Annotated in this window: 10 protein-coding genes and 4 pseudogenes; 6 read left to right on the plus strand and 8 right to left on the minus strand. The window is 60.5% G+C overall.

What is annotated here, in order from left to right; translation table 11 throughout:
• Positions 1–161: 161 nt before the first annotated feature.
• The 3 genes and pseudogenes from SB772_RS37370 to SB772_RS37380 all read right to left on the minus strand — a co-directional run bounded on the left by SB772_RS37370 (position 162) and on the right by SB772_RS37380 (position 3,056).
• Positions 162–768: pseudogene (locus SB772_RS37370) on the minus strand (IS6 family transposase).
• A complete protein-coding gene (locus SB772_RS37375) occupies positions 765–983 on the minus strand; it encodes a helix-turn-helix domain-containing protein (protein ID WP_410838135.1) in 219 nt (72 codons plus the stop codon). The pseudogene SB772_RS37370 and the gene SB772_RS37375 overlap by 4 nt, the downstream one beginning before the upstream one ends.
• A gap of 153 nt (positions 984–1,136) precedes the next feature.
• Positions 1,137–3,056 (minus strand): SMP-30/gluconolaconase/LRE-like region family protein, encoded by a 1,920-nt coding sequence (locus SB772_RS37380; protein WP_410838136.1) that lies wholly within the window; start codon positions 3,054–3,056, stop codon positions 1,137–1,139.
• Positions 3,057–3,441: 385 nt separating this feature from the next.
• Between SB772_RS37380 and SB772_RS37385 the strand changes: the two genes are divergently transcribed.
• The 5 genes and pseudogenes from SB772_RS37385 to SB772_RS37405 all read left to right on the plus strand — a co-directional run bounded on the left by SB772_RS37385 (position 3,442) and on the right by SB772_RS37405 (position 10,186).
• On the plus strand, positions 3,442–3,567 hold the full coding sequence (locus tag SB772_RS37385) for a hypothetical protein (RefSeq protein WP_410838137.1): 126 nt from the start codon (positions 3,442–3,444) through the stop codon (positions 3,565–3,567).
• Between the two features lie 418 nt (positions 3,568–3,985).
• Positions 3,986–6,169 (plus strand): hypothetical protein, encoded by a 2,184-nt coding sequence (locus SB772_RS37390; protein ID WP_410838138.1) that lies wholly within the window; start codon positions 3,986–3,988, stop codon positions 6,167–6,169.
• Between the two features lie 627 nt (positions 6,170–6,796).
• A complete protein-coding gene (locus tag SB772_RS37395; protein WP_410838139.1) occupies positions 6,797–8,917 on the plus strand; it encodes an acyltransferase family protein in 2,121 nt (706 codons plus the stop codon).
• Positions 8,918–9,108: 191 nt separating this feature from the next.
• Positions 9,109–9,278: pseudogene (locus SB772_RS37400) on the plus strand (IS6 family transposase); the annotation flags it as partial.
• A gap of 101 nt (positions 9,279–9,379) precedes the next feature.
• Complete coding sequence (locus SB772_RS37405; RefSeq protein ID WP_410838140.1) at positions 9,380–10,186, plus strand: hypothetical protein; 807 nt, start codon at positions 9,380–9,382, stop codon at positions 10,184–10,186.
• Positions 10,187–10,417: 231 nt separating this feature from the next.
• Here the strand turns inward: SB772_RS37405 and SB772_RS37410 are convergent.
• The 5 genes and pseudogenes from SB772_RS37410 to SB772_RS37430 all read right to left on the minus strand — a co-directional run.
• A pseudogene (locus SB772_RS37410) lies at positions 10,418–10,822 on the minus strand (site-specific integrase); the annotation flags it as partial.
• 348 nt (positions 10,823–11,170) lie between these two features.
• Positions 11,171–11,472 (minus strand): annotated as a pseudogene (locus SB772_RS37415) (DUF4148 domain-containing protein).
• A gap of 768 nt (positions 11,473–12,240) precedes the next feature.
• Complete coding sequence (locus SB772_RS37420; protein WP_410838141.1) at positions 12,241–12,843, minus strand: NADPH-dependent F420 reductase; 603 nt, start codon at positions 12,841–12,843, stop codon at positions 12,241–12,243.
• A gap of 76 nt (positions 12,844–12,919) precedes the next feature.
• Positions 12,920–13,897, minus strand: coding sequence for a zinc-dependent alcohol dehydrogenase family protein (locus SB772_RS37425; RefSeq protein ID WP_410838142.1), 978 nt, complete (start codon positions 13,895–13,897; stop codon positions 12,920–12,922).
• A 65-nt stretch (positions 13,898–13,962) separates the two neighbouring features.
• The gene (locus tag SB772_RS37430; RefSeq protein WP_410838143.1) at positions 13,963–14,979 is read right to left on the minus strand and encodes a zinc-binding dehydrogenase; all 1,017 of its coding nucleotides are present in this window, start codon (positions 14,977–14,979) and stop codon (positions 13,963–13,965) included.
• A gap of 97 nt (positions 14,980–15,076) precedes the next feature.
• Between SB772_RS37430 and SB772_RS37435 the strand changes: the two genes are divergently transcribed.
• A complete protein-coding gene (locus SB772_RS37435; RefSeq protein WP_410838144.1) occupies positions 15,077–15,739 on the plus strand; it encodes a TetR/AcrR family transcriptional regulator in 663 nt (220 codons plus the stop codon).
• Positions 15,740–16,011: the final 272 nt, after the last annotated feature.

A 16,011-nucleotide genomic window follows, 5' to 3' on the forward strand; every position in this document is an offset into this window, starting at 1 on the left:
ATCGACGTCGGTGAGCAGCAAAGTGACGAGCGTCCCAGGCCACGCGTTGATGTGAGGGACAGGTGGTAGCGTGACCGTCGCCGCAGCGCCCAGTGACGCGCGAATGGGTTCTGTCGCAGTAAGGCAAGCGGGTCGAGAAAAGACAATATGAAAAGGATTGCTTATGAAGCCAACGAGTAAAATTGCTGAGCGGCAGCCAGGACAGTTTTTCCCGAGCATTGCATCTGTCCTTTCTTGATCATGTGCATCAGCTCGATGCCACCCAGAATGACGCGCGCAGTTGAAATCCTTAAACCCGAGCATCGGCCGGGTTCGGCGTTTGATGGCCCGATGGTCCCTCCACAATGTTGTTCAAGTACCTGATCTGACGAATCTTGATGGACATCTCGCGCTCGGCATTCTCTTGGATCGGAACAGAAAATCGATGGTGTTTCCCGCCTTATCCACCGCCCGGTAAAGATACTTCCACGAGCCCTTGACCTTGATATAGGTTTTGTCAACACGCCAGCTCTTGCCGACCGGACGCTTGAGCTTGCAAAATGTCTTTTCGAACAGCGGCATCATCTTGATGACCCAGCGATGCACCGTCGAATGATCGACGCCAATGTCGCGCTCAGCCAGCATTTCCTCAAGATTGCGAAGACTCAGCGAGTAGGCAACGAACCATCGCACGCACAGTAGCATCACTTCAAGCGGATAGTGCAGCCGCTTCAGAACCTTGACGATGCCCGGAGCGAGCGTCGTTCGTGGCGTCAGTGTCTTCTTCATCGCGCGGCCAAAGCGTTTTCGTCAACCTCGAGTTTTACCTTCTCCGCGTTGATGCGACAGAACCCCCAGGACGACTGCAGTCGCGCTTCGTGCGTGATCCGTGGCGGACGGCCACTACGCTCGCCCTCGCGAATGCCTTGTGCACCTTGCTGGGCAATGCGCTTGCGCCACAGGCAGACCTTTTGCACCGATACACCCAGTTCCCGCGCAATCACCGTATTGGATTGGCCCTCGTGGGCCCCACAACGCGATGCGCGCCCGCGTCACATCTCGCTGCGCAGCCGTCTTCCGCTCGATCAACGATAGCAGATCATGTCGCCAGCTTCACTGGCGTTGCATGGCGGCCTCGATTGCATGAGAGCGGTTGATCAGGGTGTCCAACGATAAACAACCACGCTAGAAGCGTTGTAGTTGTCTTTTGTAATGACGTACTCCCCGGTTGTCCGACGGTACGATCGCAGGCCGTACATCGAATCCACGTCATTGCCGACGTACACGGTATCGGGGCTGCTGTTGGTCAACGTGGCGTCCAGGCTGCCTGTGTTGAGATTAAAGGCATCGATATTGGGCACTGTGTGTACGTATCCGACAAAGAGATAGTTGCCAGTAGCCGTGATCGACTTGGGATTGGCGCTGGTAATGTTGATTACCGGATTTGCAGTGGTGGTATTGCCAGCGCGCCAGCCGTGATAAACCTCGACCCGCGATCCGATCGACGTCCAGTCTGTGCTCCCGACAATGCCTTGCGCGAGGATCATGGTGTCGCTTTCCGGCAGGTAGATGATTCGCGTCAATGGCTTGATAGTGCCCGGAATCGGAGTTGGAATGCCAGCCCCCCATGTCGGTTTGCCGCTGGCATCAAAGCCAGTGAGCGCATAGTGCCAGATGGCGTTTGTCCCGTCCAAACCGGCCCAGACGTCGCCGTTGCTGTCGAGGCAGAATCCTTCCCTGATCCTCGCGGCCGTATTGAACGCTGCACCGGGAAGCGTGGCATCCGGTATGGCGATGTAGCCATTCGCAGCGTTGAAGTGGAAGAAGTAAAAGTTATCTGGGTCCTGGCCGCCCGCCACAAGAATCCGGTTTGCGCCGACCGCGGCGAGTTGACCGAAGTGCTCACCGCGTCCCAGATCGTTGATGTTGAGTCGTGGATCGGACGGGTAATCGATCGCGTCAACGGTGTTCGCGACGAAGGTTCCGCCAGCGGAGCCTGTGTAGATGTTGGTGCCTCCATAGAAATAGGCGCCGTCTGTACCTGGGTCCGGAGCGGCGACTCCCTCAAAGTTGAGAGACTGAAGCTTCCATTGCAGGCTGCCGGAGCGGCCGTACGAATGAATGTCGGTGCCACCGTCGCGGCCGAGGTCCCAGGTGCCGCCCCAAGGGTTATTGAGCACATACAGGTTGCCGGTGGCGTCCTTGCCGATGCCCACGACGCGGGTGAACCGCTTGGCCCCTACCTGACCTTTGATCCCGGTCGTGGTGTCGAGGTATCCGCCCTGAATGCCAAACGTGCTGACAAGACATGGAGTGCCCGAGATGTTGTAGGTCTTGATGTTCATGTCGGGTCCCTCGTCGCCGGCCATGAGCTGCACAGTCGTCGCATCGAAATACAGCGCCGACGGTCGGGAGGCAGTGGACATCTGGATGGTGTTCCGCGGTCTGCCGGTTGGATCGAATTCGAGGATTGTGCCCGCACTCTTCTGAGCCACCCAGATGTTTCCTGCTCCGTCCACGGCGAGCGCGCCGGGACCTGAGACGTTGATATCCCGCTGCCACACGCCGGCAGTGGTGTAGACCCGGACGCGATTTCCGGGAAAGTCGCTCGCATAGAGGAGTGAGCCCGACGTCGCGAGTCCGGTGATGACATCAGCCCGCTTCTCAGCCGTTGTCGCGCTGACCGATATGAGCAGATCGCGGGTTTGACTGGTTCGGCCGTATCGGCCCACCGTGCCGCTGCCGTAAGCGGCGTTATATTGCAAGGCAGTGAAGATTGACGTTGCATTGCCCGTTATGGCGCCGCCCTGAAACTCGCCGTGCCCCCCTATGGACCCGATGCTTTTACCGTTCGCGTAAATTGCGACGCCCCCTTCGTTTTCGTCCCACATGGACGCCGTATAGATGACGCCCTCGGGCGCTACCCACATGGAACGGGCGACGCTACCCACGCGGGTGGTGTTGGTCCCGAATGTGTTCGCCAACCAGTCGGACGTGTACGCCGCCTGACAATGTGGCGCGATCACAGCAATCAGCATTGCTGCAACGAATATGGTAAAGATGTTTTTCTTGATCATTAGTTATGCTTTGCGTCTGCCGATCTGGCTGCGATGGTCGATAGTGAGAGATCGCCCGATGACCCTCCCAAATCGAAGCGATGTCGCAGAAACGCGAAATCCATGCGAAAGGCGCGACGTTTTCGTCCTCGAGTGAATGTGTGATCTGCCCCATGTGGTCGTCCGGTCATCCGGCGTTGCATCGTGAGGCCCCGCCGTTGCCGCCCCGTGAATGGGCTAAACCGATCCGCCGCGCGATTGATTCGCACTTCCCGGGAAACGCGGCGGGAAATGCGTGCTCGGCGAGCGGACCTGAACTGGATATCGGCGGAAACAGTAAAGACTTAAGGTTCGTCAGTGAAAAGTGTGGTAGTCGGAGGCTCGGGCTGTCGAGGAAATCGAGCGCGTGATCGGCGCAACATTGGACAGCAGTCCACACGAGCTGCGCAACCATGCCATTCTGCTGATCCTGGTGAGAATGGGATTGCGAGCCTGCGAGGTCCGGCACCTGACGCTCGACGATATCGACTAGGCAGAGGGGTACCGGGATGTTGGTGAGGCTTTATATGCTGCTCTATATCTCCATCATGAGTGTCCTGTCAGTCTCTGTCGCACCATCTTTCTGAGCACCACGGAGCCGTAGTCGCGCTGCGCGCTTTAGGGCCGCTCATGACTTTGCGTGGGATAACCACCGGCCAGAAGGCCGCATTAAGTGCATATCCGAATTATTTTTGGTTTTCGTTGCGGCGGATTTTCCGGGTATCGTGATCGGCGACATGGCTCTGCCCGGAAGGGCGACTTGTGAAGGGCCAGCCCGTATCAGCCAGTCGTACCGATGCCAGCACTCAGTCCGTGATCTCGTCGTTGCGTGCCGGTCTAGCAATCTACCCCGTGGATATACCACTTGCGAGCCGTCGGCCGCAAAATGGCTCTCGGACTGGAGGAAGACTTTGTCCCGTCTCGCATTCGCCCGAATTCTCTGCACTCTCGCCTGCCTTGCTACCTTCACCGCGTCCGCGGAAACCGCATTGAATGTGAAGACGTCGTGGATCGGCAACACCTTCGGCTACGGCGATGGCACGTGGACGCAGATCAACATTACCGCGATCGCGGTCGCGCCGGACGGTAAGGTCTACACGAATGCACCGTGGGATGAAAGCGGCGCCGAAGCGAGCGTGTATCAGAATGGCAAAATGCTCGGTTTTTCCGGTGGCACGCATGGCTGGGGCAACGGCGGCGGCAACGCGGTCGCGGTGAATCACAGGTATTTGTTTGTCGCGGTCGCGGTCGGCAATGAAAGAGGCCATCTGGTGTCGCCAGGTATCTGGCCGGAAAAGGGCAATCAGTGGTATGGCGTTTCGCGCCGCGACATCGGCGATACGAAACGCAGTGTGCCGTTCCAGCTGGCCGCCAATTCAGGGGACCCGCGTGCGCGGCTTGCGGCGAGCTTTCTGATGGTGAACGAAGTGCCGGCCGGCACGGTAGCGGATATCGGTGGTCTCGCGGCGAGCGATACGACGCTGTACGTATCGAACACCACGCGCGATCGCATCCAGATCTATGACGCCGATTCAATGATGAAAAAAGACGCATGGGACGTGCACGAACCGGGCCGCATCGCGCTTGCGCCTGACGGCACTGTGTGGGCGCTTACCGATACGCGCGGCGACCGTGCGCCCGGTGTTGCGCATTACACATCGGGCGGCCAGCGTCTGAACGACGAACTGCCGCTGCCCGCGGACACGGTCGCGGTCGATATCGCAGTCGATCAGCTGGGACGCGTGCTGATCGCGGACAACGGGCCGCGGCAGCAGGTGCTGTTCTTCAGCAAGACGAATGGGCATTACGCCGCGAGCGGCACGCTCGGCGAACGTGGCGGGATTTTCAGCGGTACACCGGGGCGGCCCGGACCGCAGCGTTTCAACGGACTAACGGGTGTGGGTGTCGACGTTCGCGGCAATGTGTATGTATCGGCCAACGGCATCGGACCGCGTTACGACTCGGCCGGCGCAACGCTCGGCGCGACGCTCGAAAGCTATGCGCCCGACAGGCGTCAACAGTGGCAGGTGCAGGGCCTGTTGTTCGTCGACGGTGCATGGATGGATCCGTCGCGTCCTGACAGCGTCTACACGGGCAACAAGCGCTTCGAACTCGATCTGTCGAAGCCAACTGGGCACGAATGGAAATATGCGGGCTTTCTATCGGACCGGTTCAGGTACCCGGACGACCCGGTACTTCATACCGACCCGTGGCCGGGTCTGCCCATCGCACGCAGGTTGAAGGGCCGTACGTTTCTGTTCCTGACCGACATGTACGCGGACCATCTGAAGATCTACCGCTTCGATCCGCCGCATGACGGCGAGGTGGCGATTCCTTCCGGCTTCATCGCGGGCAGCGGTCAGGCTGTGGCGAAGGTGCCCAACGCGCCGCCGGGTGGCGACTGGATCTGGCGCGACACGAACGGCGACGGCAGCTTCGACAGCGACGAATTCATGCCCAACACGAGCGGCGCGAAGCTGGCAGGCGGCTGGGGCTGGTGGGTCGACACCGCCGGCGATATCTGGCGCACACGCGATTCGGAGGGCGTCTACCGTTTGCACCTCGGCGGCCTCGATGCGAGCGGCAACCCGGTTTATTCGTATTCGAACATGACTGCGTACCCGGTGCCGCAGCCATTCACCGCACTTCGTCGAGCAATCTACGAACCCGTGACCGACACGCTCTATGTGACGGGTTACACGCCACAGACTCCGCTTGACCGCGGCTTCTGGAAGGAGGTGGGCCGCGTTCTGGTGCGTTACGACAAATGGTCGACAGGCAAACCCGAGCAGCGCTACGCAATCACGCTGCCGTGGAATACGAAATCGAAGCCGGTCGCGACGATCATCGGACTGACGGTGGAAGGCAAGTATGTCTTCGCCGTGGAGCCGGTGGGCGCCGTGCATGTGTACGACAAGGATTCCGGCAAGGAAGTCGGCGTGATCCGGCCCGGCCCTGAAGTGGGCCGTGCGTCCGGCTGGGTCGACGTGCCGAACGGCGTCAGCGCGTATCGGCGCAATAACGGCGAATACCTGGTGTTCGTCGAAGAAGACGCGCGCGGCAAGGTGATGATGTATCGGTGGAAGCCAGGGTGACGTGAATTTGATTGCACTCCAAGCCTGCCGACAGTTCCATGCATTGGGGCGGACGCGCTATTGCTGCGGAGTCGGCGATTTCTGCGACCGGCGCACATCACTACTTCAAACTGCTGGACCTGAAGCCGCACAAAATCCTTGAAATAAGGCGTCGGGTAGAATAGGTAAGCATTGCCTGCGTGACATCCCGGCAGCGGTGAGAATTACCGTTGCCGAATCGTAAGGTATCAGCACCGACGACCCTCCCGGACAGTCAGTCCTCGGCGCCGTCTGCGAACCTTCGCGGAACTTGGACCGGAGCCAGAGCCGGGAGCGAGAGGAAAAAATCCCATTTCAACACCCGCCTGTTGGTTAAGTCCAACAACTGCACTTCACCCGCACCTCGCCGCCCCTTTTTTTTTTTCGGTGTTTAAAGTCCGAACACGACGCAACATGCGTCGGCCACCGGCGACATGCTCAAGCCAACACAGGCGGCGATTCCAGTCCTCTTCCTGTGACGCCGGTGGATACTTTTTGAAGCGTTTATTAACATTATCGGGTTTTTTTTCGATTTAATTTCGGGCAGTTTAGTGTCCTGGATACAGTCGGGTCGATTCGGTCGGCTCTTTCCTTGGGGATGCAAGTCGGATGGACGCGACTACTAGGCCTGTTGGTGGGCACTTTACGCAGCTCGACGCTCTGCGGGGCATCGCGGCACTCACGGTGGTTTTGAACCACTTCACGATCATCGATCCGCTGCGCTGGATGTGGCGAACCCCGCTCCGTTTTCTTTTGACCGGGCACGACGCGGTCATACTTTTCTTCATCATCAGCGGATTCGTGCTGACGCTTCAGCTAACTTCGAGCCGAAAGCCCGGCTACGGGGATTACATTCTGAAGCGGATTTGCCGCATATATCTGCCGTTTGTTGCCGTCTTTTCCCTCGCCTATACAGTGATGTCGCTCGTCTACGAGGGTCCCGTTCCTTGGGCGGGGGTTTGGGCCAACCGCTCCTGGGACGGAAGTTTCTCGGCCTCGGATGTGGTCAGCCACCTGTTCTTCTTGGGACGGTATCGAGCGGACCACGTCATACCGGTGATCTGGACGCTGATCTACGAGATGCGTATTTCGCTGTTTTTCCCGGTGATTGTGTTCTTCGTCGTACGCCTGCGTGCGAGCCATTCCATCGCGGCAGCGATGATCATTTCCGCCGGCGCGTATTTGTTACTGTTTCTCGAAGGAAGGGACCCGTACAACGCCAATCTGAAGGTGGAATGGGAGCTCACAGCCCACTTCACTGGCATATTCGTCGTCGGCGCGGTGCTTGCTGTCCATCGCACTCGCTGGCAACAATGGCTCGGAACACCAATCCGGAGGGCCGTGGTCCTCATGGCGTCGCTCGGGTTTTACTTCTTCTCTCGGGTGATCCTAAACTTCGCGCCGGGCGGCCTCGCCGATTTTCTCTTCGATTGGGGCGTCGCCGTGGGCGCCTCCGGTATCATTTGTACGTCTCTCGTATCCGGGCGGATCACATCGATACTGGCATGGCGGCCGATCGTCTTTCTGGGTGCGATTTCATATAGCCTCTACCTGACGCATACGGTGCTCCTGCTATCACTGATCCATCTGATGCCCTCCCCGGACACGGCATGGATTGCGCTGGCCTTGGCGGCTCTGCTCGTCTTTCCCGTCGCAACCCTCGCCTATTTTCTTGTGGAACGGCCGTCAATGGCTATCGGACGAGCGTTGATCCTGCGCCGGCAGGCGTCAAATGCCCGGCTCTCCAAGCGTTTTGGCGAACCCATGACGACACACCTGAAAGTCTCCATCTGTCTGCCGACATGCAATCGTCCTGAACTGATCGTGCAGTGCATCGATTCATGTCTTGCACAAACGTATGCAAACATCGAGATCGTGATCGGCGACGATTCGAAAGACGAACGCACACGGCGCTTGATTGCCGAACGGTATCAGCACGACTCACGCGTTCGCTACTTGAAGAACGAACCGTCGCTCGGCCAGGCGCGCAATGTCGCGAGCCTGTTCGCACGGGCGAGCGGCGACAGGATCCTGTTGATCCACGATGACGATTACCTCGTCGACAACGGCATCGAGCGCCTGCTGTTGCCGTGGCAGACGTATCCGGATCTCGACGTCGTATTCGCCGACCAGTACGAAGTCGATGCAAAGGGCCAGGTGGATCGCGCGGCCAGCGATCGTCTGAACGCCGACTTTTATCGCACGAAGCAAGCCGAGGGACTGCAGATACCGCCCGGCCGCACAGGCCTGATCCAGATGTTCCCCAACAACGGCTGGCTTGCCGACGCACGCCTCGTCAAGCAGATCAGCTACGAAGAGCAGTACGGCATGAGCTGCGACTATGTATTCGGTGCGAAGCTCTGCCTTGCAGCGAAGCAGGTCTACTACCTGAACGAATACGTTTCGTACTATCGCAAGACAGCGGTGTCGGTCTCGGCGAATACGCGCGGTTCGATGGCGGCCGCGTCGGTCGGCGCGTATGCGTTCCTGGCCGGACTGAAGCTCGATCCGGCGCTGGAACCCGCGCGCAGGACGGCACTGCGGCGAATCGTGCCGATCGTGGTCTCGGTTCATGCGAAGAACGGTGCGCCGCTAAGCGGCTTTCGCATCGCGCTCGGGCATCCGTTCGCATACAAACACGGTTTCAGCCTGCGCCTCTACTATCATCTGATGCTGCTGGCTCGCGCGGCGCTGAAGGCCGGGCCGCGGCGCATGGGCGGTGCCTCCTGAAATGGAGCCTCGTGCGCCCGACGCGATCACCAGGTTGGACAAGCGACCCCCATGGCGCAGACGGAAACGCTGCGTGACCTGCTGCACGAGCTGGGCACGGATATTTTCGTGTCGATCAGCGCGCGCCACGCGAAGGCCCGCGCACTCGCAAGCCAGGATCTATGGCAGCCCGCCGGCACCAAGATCGGTTCATCGAACAGGACCGCTGCGCGATCAAGCGGCGCACCCTGCTCGGGTGCAAGAATTTTCGTTGCACCCGCATCCTGCTTGGCGGCATCGAACTCATGCACATGATTGTGAAAGGGCAGATGAAAGACAACGGCGTCCGACAACCCCCGCCGAGCAGTTCGACTCGCTGGCCAGCATAAGCAGTCCTTTCCATATCGAACCGTGCTTGCCCGCAATCATTATTGCGACCAATCATCAGTAAGTATGATGAATATGAATACCCGGAAGATTTTGATGATTATTGGAGGGCTCCTGCTCGGTGCAGCAGGGACCACGTACCTGATGCTCCTTCAGGCGGACCGCCGCGCAATGGCAGAAGTCACGGCCGCCATGGATGAATCCGCACGCCGTCCTGTCGTCGATTCGCGCGTCAGCGATCACGTGACGGAAGGCAGCATCGGCCAGTCGAAGCCATCCGGTGCAATCACCAAAAGCACTGCCATCGCGCAGCATCCGGTGGTTCCCACTCCGGCTCCCGCTCTGACAGTCGTACCTGCGCGCATGAAGGTCGCGCCCGCATCCAGTCCGGCCGCCGCACAAGTCATCGGGCAACCGAAACTGCAGGCACAACCAAAGCGGGCTCCATCGACGGCAGTCGCGGCGGTGAACGTGCAGGACTCGCGTGCGCCGAAGGTGGTTCCGGCGCAGCGCGCCCAGCGTGGACGAGACGGTCTGGACCGTCGCGCGATAACGACTCAAGGCGCGACACCGGAAACGGACGAACTGGTCAGGGAATCGGCGAAGCTCGATCCTTCGTTGCCGCCTCCCACGTCCTTGCCGCCCGCCAGCCTCGGTGATCGTGCGAGCACGGACCAGCGCGGCACGTATCAATCCGGGGACGCGATGACGGACCAACTGGTGCGGAATTCGGCCAAGCTCGATCCTTCGTTGCCTCCGCCGGATATGTCCGCCGCTCCCGCCAGCGTGGACCAACGTAGCTCGAAGCCAGGCACGGGCTGGAACCCGGTCGCGGCCGCGATGACGGATCAGCTCGTCAGGGATTCGGCCAAGCTCGATCCTTCGCTGCCGCCGCCCAAGTAACCGACTTTTCTGGCAGCACCGTGCGGCTGCACGAACGCTCGCCCATCAAAGCACCAACTGGTTTCGGGTTTTTTCGAGCTGCCGGAATTGGCTGAACGCCACAGCGGGCTTGGGTTTCGCACGCATCGCGGAGTCGGCCAAAATCCCGTTGCTTTGGCGGTCGAGATGGCGAAAAGCCAGCTATTTGTCTGGCCGCATCTGAGCACGGAGCGTCGCGGCCCCGTGCCGAAAACCATAAGCGACTGACAACGCGGCCTGGTGCTTCAGGTTGCCGGTGGCGGCGATCAGCCGGCCCACTTCGTCCGGGCTGAGTACAACTGTTAGCGTGCGGGGCACACACCCCGGTTGCATCCTCGCCATCAGTTCAGGCTGGTTGAGCGTGATCTCGAAAAAGAACTTCAGTCCGGTGATCGCCGAATTGAGCGAGGTCGGTGACACGCCGTCGTCGACCAGATGCAGCTGGTAGCGTCGCAGGTCCTCGACGGTGGCGGTATCAGGCGCTCGCCCGAGGAACGCGGCGAACTGCCGCACCACGCGCAGATAACCGGATTGGGCTCCGGGCGTGAGCTAGCGCATGCGCGTGTCGTCGATCATGCGCTGGCGCAGCGGACTGATACCGTGGCTGGTGTGAGTCATGACTCTGCTCCCGTTGAATGACGAGGCGGATTGCCTCGCCCTTCAACACGGAAACAGAGTCGGTTTCCTTTCCCGGACCACTACCGTTGGGCCGGAGCCCCATTACCGCGCGAGCGGACCGGGCGCACTTTCGCGAGACTGGAAAAAACGGAATTGATGAGACCGTCTCAACTCGGCGATATTGACAGGGCGGACCAGTGGACAATCAAAACTGTGCCGCATCGGATGGACTCGTTGAGCGCGGACCCTTGGATGATTTCCACCGCACGCGCCAAGGGATCACGGCCGCGATGCAACGTGCAGTTAGTACGCGCTTAGCCTGGAGTGGTTCGCATTCACCTTGGCTTCTCAGCCGGGTTGAGGCTGCTGACACTCCGTTTGGAACCAGTAGTCGACCAGGCACTGTGCCGCTTGTAGGTCATCCGGGTAGTATGGATCGTCATACCACGGTGACGGGGTCGTAGCCCGCTTTCCTCAGGGCAGCCAGTTCGCTATGGTGTTGCGCCATCTTTGGGGGGCGCGTTGGTCCTGAGTGCCGCCAGGTCGCGACACTCTGTTGGACCGAGGTGAGGCCCGGCATACGGCCTGCCGCCGGCGGTACAGCCGGCGAGCAAAAAGCACCGGCGCGGGAAGTATTGACCGTATTCCAGGCGCCTTTCTCCATCGTACGTGTCCTTCCCTGTGATGGCGGCAGCCGGCCCGGTGGCATGCCGCGGCGCCCGTCGTCTCGTCGTCAAGTCGTTTCGTCCTTCGAGTGACGATGCCGTCTTGCTGCCGGCTGATATCTACTTGTCGCCGCTGCCAGGCTCGCTGTGCTTGTGCGAGTGCGTCGCGCCGTGAACCAACTCCTAGTGCGCACCCCTGCCGCTGGGCGTTGGGGGAAAATGCTCGCCTTCGACACACGTCACTTCGAAACCGGAGCCGCCGTCGCCTTCTTTCACCTTGTAGATCCCACGTCTGAACCCTTCTCGGCGGGTTTGTGCTGTTCGGCCATGTCACGCTCCTCCGGTTGATCTGCCTTGCGACACCCCAGCATTGTTCCCGCCCCGCTATTAGCAGCGCAGGTCAGCGAAGCGCGCCGCGAATGTTCACGCGAGGTCCGCACACGCGCCTCGGCGTCGCTCCCCGAAAGTCTCTGTTCGACCCGCAGCAGCCGGTCGAACCATCGGAGTTTCAAAGGCCGGTATCAGAATCGAGCGGTCGCCCAGCACGGTCACTGACGATCCGCAATCAAGTGCCAGAAGAACGCAGCCGCAATGTTCGTGTGTGGAAGTCGTCCGGTCCCGGAATAGTCCGCGTGGGAATTTCTCGAGGTCGGCCGCCAGTCTGTGGCGAACGCACTCTTGATGGGTTCGCTCCGCAGGACGGCTACGGCAGATGTAGCCATCAGCGATTCGACCATCGCTCCCAGCAACAACTTACAAAGCCAGGACCCAATCGTGGCCAGCAATGGGACCACCGGCTTGCTGCAATCGACCACCCGAGATCAGACTGCCAAGATCGACTGATGCATAGCCAAACTCCTTGACGAGTCCGATCACCACAGCCTTTGCGTCCGCGTCGTCACCGGAGACGAAGATTGCACGCTTCCCCTCATGAAACGTCGGCCCCTTGTCGTAGTGCTCCATACGGATGGCGTTGAACGCCTTGACCACCCTAGCCCCTGGCGCATGTGCCGCGACGATCTCGCTGGCGCCAGTGCCTCCCAGGTCCGCCAGAACGAGCTCTGGCTCGACCTGCGCAAAAGGGTTGGTGGTATCCACCAGAATGCGGCCTGCCCAATTGGGCAGGCCTTCCAGGGCTGATGGGACTTGAAGCCATGGTACGGCGAGCATGACCAGCTCGAGCCGAGCCACCTCCTGAACCGTATCCGCCGATGCTTTCGGACCGAGTCCGGCCACGATATCGCGCAAAGCATTGGGCCCGCGACGCGAACTCAATACAACCTCGTGTCCTGCTTGAATAGCGCTCCTGGCGATAGACTGCGCTACAGCACCGGCTCCAATAAAACCAATCTTCATTTCGATACCTCGGTGGCAACGTAAATCGACGAGGCCATGCTCACCCGGGAGCAAGGCCCTTGGGAGAACAGCGGGGTCAGTTGGATGAGCGTAGGTCGATCAGCACCTTGCCACCCTTGATTGCGTGCGCGACAGCCTGTTGGTAGTCCGCAAGCGGATACACGGCAGCCACCGGCAGGTGGAGCTCGCCGCGAGCCATCAGTTCGGCAGACTCCCTGATGGCCTCCGCGGTGTACGGCTGGTATTCCGGAAGGTCGATGTAGATGCCCCGGACGACGATGCCGCGCAAATGCAGGTCCACGACGTTGACCGGTGTGACCAGCTCGCCGCTCGTGAACGCATAGCTCACCAGCGTACCGTTGTACGACAGCACGTCGATCAGACGCGCCGCAGCCGAGCCGCTCAGGCCATCGAGGGCCAGACGGACATTGCCCGCACCGACCGCTGCCTTGGCCTTGTCGACGGCGCCGGGCTCATCGATGAGCACGACGTCCCCGCCAGCTTTCTCCAGCTCCCTGATCAGTTCCGGGCGACGGACGAAGTTGACGGTTCGCAGGCCACGCTTCTTCGCCAGCGCGATCACCGTGCGACCGACGCCGGAGTTGGCCGCGTTTTGCACAACCCAGTCGCCTTCCTTCAGGTCAACAAAGCGCTCCATCAGCAGTACGGCGGTAGGAGGATTGATGCGCAGCATGGCCAGTTGCCGGGGGGCGACGTTGGCAGGCAACGCAAACAGCCCCTTGGCCGAAATCGTCAGCCGCTCGCGCCAGGTCAGCGCGTAAAGCGGGGGCAATACCCTGTCGCCGACCTTCACGTTGGAGACATTCGAGCCGATCTGCAACACGCGCCCGACGCCTTCGTTGCCGACGACCGAGGGCAGCGGAGTCGAGTAAGCAAAGCGATTGGCGATGACAGCCAGGTCATTGCCGTTGATCGGTGCATACTCCATCGCGATCAGGACTTCATCCGGGCCTGGGTCAGCCGGCTCCGGAAGGTCGACGAGTTTCAGTGTCTCGACGGGATTGTCGAAAGCCGTGTTCTGGATAGCACGCATGGCTTACGTCCTTTTACAAGCTACTTCTATGGAAAGCCGAAGGACTGTGCTTCGGCACGTGGGGCTCAGAACGCGAGCAATACCATGCCGGTCTTCCCTCTGCGGCCGGTGTGTTCAAGCGCTCTCAGGTACTCACCCGCCTGATAGCGTTGCGCAACCGGGAAAAGGTTCGGGAAGTTGCGCGCGAGTTCGAGCGCCTTGGCCAGATCCGCACTGCGCACCGTCGCAGGCTCGTACTGCCAACTGAACAGCGACACCCCCTTGATGGTCAGCGCACGCGGGGCGATGGAACGAATATCCGTCACTGCGCCTCCGAGCGAGCCGTAGCTGATGATCGTTCCCCCGCTGGCGAGGAAGTCAGCTACGTCGGGCAAGAGCGCGCCGCCGACGCCATCGAACGCGACGTAGACTGATCTGTTCGCCAGCGCATCGCGAACCTTGTCCTTCCAGCCTGGGTGCTCGGTGACGATGACAGGCAGGTTGGGGCGAGCGGCTCTGAGCGCTTCGGCGCTGGCGTCGGAGCCGACGAGCAGGATCGGATGGACACCCACTTCGATGAGCAATTGAGTCAGCAGCTTGCCGACGGCGGAATTGGCAGCCGTCTGAATGACAGTGACATCCTCGCGCTTGTCTTCAGGCAGCGCGTTGTGACCGGCTCGCATCGCCAGCCTGGCAGTCAATGTATTGACCAACATCTGTGCCGCGACCTCGTCGCTCACCTCATCGGGCACAGTGATCAGCAACTGCACGGGCGCAACGACCCGGGTGCTCCAGGCGCCGTTGAGGGCAAAGAAGGCCACCCGCGTGCCGACCTGAATCCGGGTCGACTGGCCGATGTCGGCGGCCAGCGCTTCGACCACGCCCACGCCCTCGACGCCGGGCATCCGCCCCCCCGCCGGGATGCGCGGAGGCGCGCCGAACGCGGGGGAAGCCGAGACGCCGAGCAGGTCGCCCGGGTGAACCGGTATGGCCGATACGCGCACGAGAGCCGTTCCGCTCATCAGGGGACCGGCATCCGAAAGCGCTTCCAGCCTGAGCACCTCGGCAGGCTCGCCATGGTTGGTGTGAACAATTCGCTGCATCGCAGACTCCTTCCTGCAAGGATTTGATTATTGGAGCAATCGCTCCGTTATGGCAGAATAGGCCCGTCTCTACAGCATGTCAATTATTTTTGGAGCTATGACTACAAAAAAAGATACGCTACGGCGCAGTCGTGGCAGGCCCTCGACCTTCGATCGCACGGAAGCGCTGAACCGGGCGATGACGCTCTTCTGGGAACAGGGGTACGAAGGCACCTCGTTCGACCAGTTGACCCAGGCGATGGGGATCAGCCCTTCGAGCTTCTACAACTCGTTCGGCAACAAGGAGCAGTTGTACAAGGAGGCGACTGACGCCTACCTGAGCATGTCGGGCGTCTGGTTCGCCGGCAGCTTGTTCGGCACGGCCGACACGCGACAGGCATTCAAGGAGCTGCTCGATGCCACCGCCGTTGAATTCACTCGTCAGAGCCGCCCGCCGGGCTGCATGATCTCTCTGGCCGGGACGCACTTGTCCCCCGAACTCGCTTCCATTCGGGAGACGATGGTCGATCACCGCGCCAACGCCGAACAGATGATGGTGCAGCGGTTGAACAAGGGCATCGAGGACGGTGACCTACCGTCCAGCACCGACGTGCCCGCTCTTGCAGCCTTCTATAGCGCCATGACTCGCGGAATGGCCGTTCAGGCACGAGACGGAGCGAGCTTGGAAAAGCTGAAAGCCATTGCAGACATCGCTATGCAGGCATGGCCGGTTCAAAGCCGTCCGGGAAGATCTGCAAGTCCTCGGGGAACTCGCGCTTGACCGGCGGAGGAGTAATAGCAAAATTGGCGACCTGCAGGCGCTAGTGACAGTGTCTCGCCGCGTGCCTCCGAGCTTGCAGACGTGGGCTGGGATAAAACACCCCGAAGAAATGCTTGCGTAGGGACATCCGGCAGGTCTCGGATGTGGAGCGGCCGTTCGAATGTCGGCATTCTGGAATGAGCGAACGGCAACTATTGGCCGCAACCGGTCCGACCGGTGCGCGATACCGGGCTCTTCACAAGAACACATATATGGTCGCTAGCATCTTGCAA

It is taken from the genome of Paraburkholderia sp. SIMBA_030, assembly GCF_046535245.1.
GTDB lineage: Bacteria > Pseudomonadota > Gammaproteobacteria > Burkholderiales > Burkholderiaceae > Paraburkholderia.

What these genes read in the sequence shown, in the direction of transcription:
- SB772_RS37380 (WP_410838136.1), bottom strand. Translation starts at nt 3,056, where the DNA reads ATGATCAAGAAAAACATCTTTACCATATTCGTTGCAGCAATGCTGATT.
- SB772_RS37395 (WP_410838139.1), top strand. Translation starts at nt 6,797, where the DNA reads ATGGACGCGACTACTAGGCCTGTTGGTGGGCACTTTACGCAGCTCGAC.
- SB772_RS37405 (WP_410838140.1), top strand. Translation starts at nt 9,380, where the DNA reads ATGATTATTGGAGGGCTCCTGCTCGGTGCAGCAGGGACCACGTACCTG.
- SB772_RS37420 (WP_410838141.1), bottom strand. Translation starts at nt 12,843, where the DNA reads ATGAAGATTGGTTTTATTGGAGCCGGTGCTGTAGCGCAGTCTATCGCC.
- SB772_RS37425 (WP_410838142.1), bottom strand. Translation starts at nt 13,897, where the DNA reads ATGCGTGCTATCCAGAACACGGCTTTCGACAATCCCGTCGAGACACTG.
- SB772_RS37430 (WP_410838143.1), bottom strand. Translation starts at nt 14,979, where the DNA reads ATGCAGCGAATTGTTCACACCAACCATGGCGAGCCTGCCGAGGTGCTC.
- SB772_RS37435 (WP_410838144.1), top strand. Translation starts at nt 15,077, where the DNA reads ATGACTACAAAAAAAGATACGCTACGGCGCAGTCGTGGCAGGCCCTCG.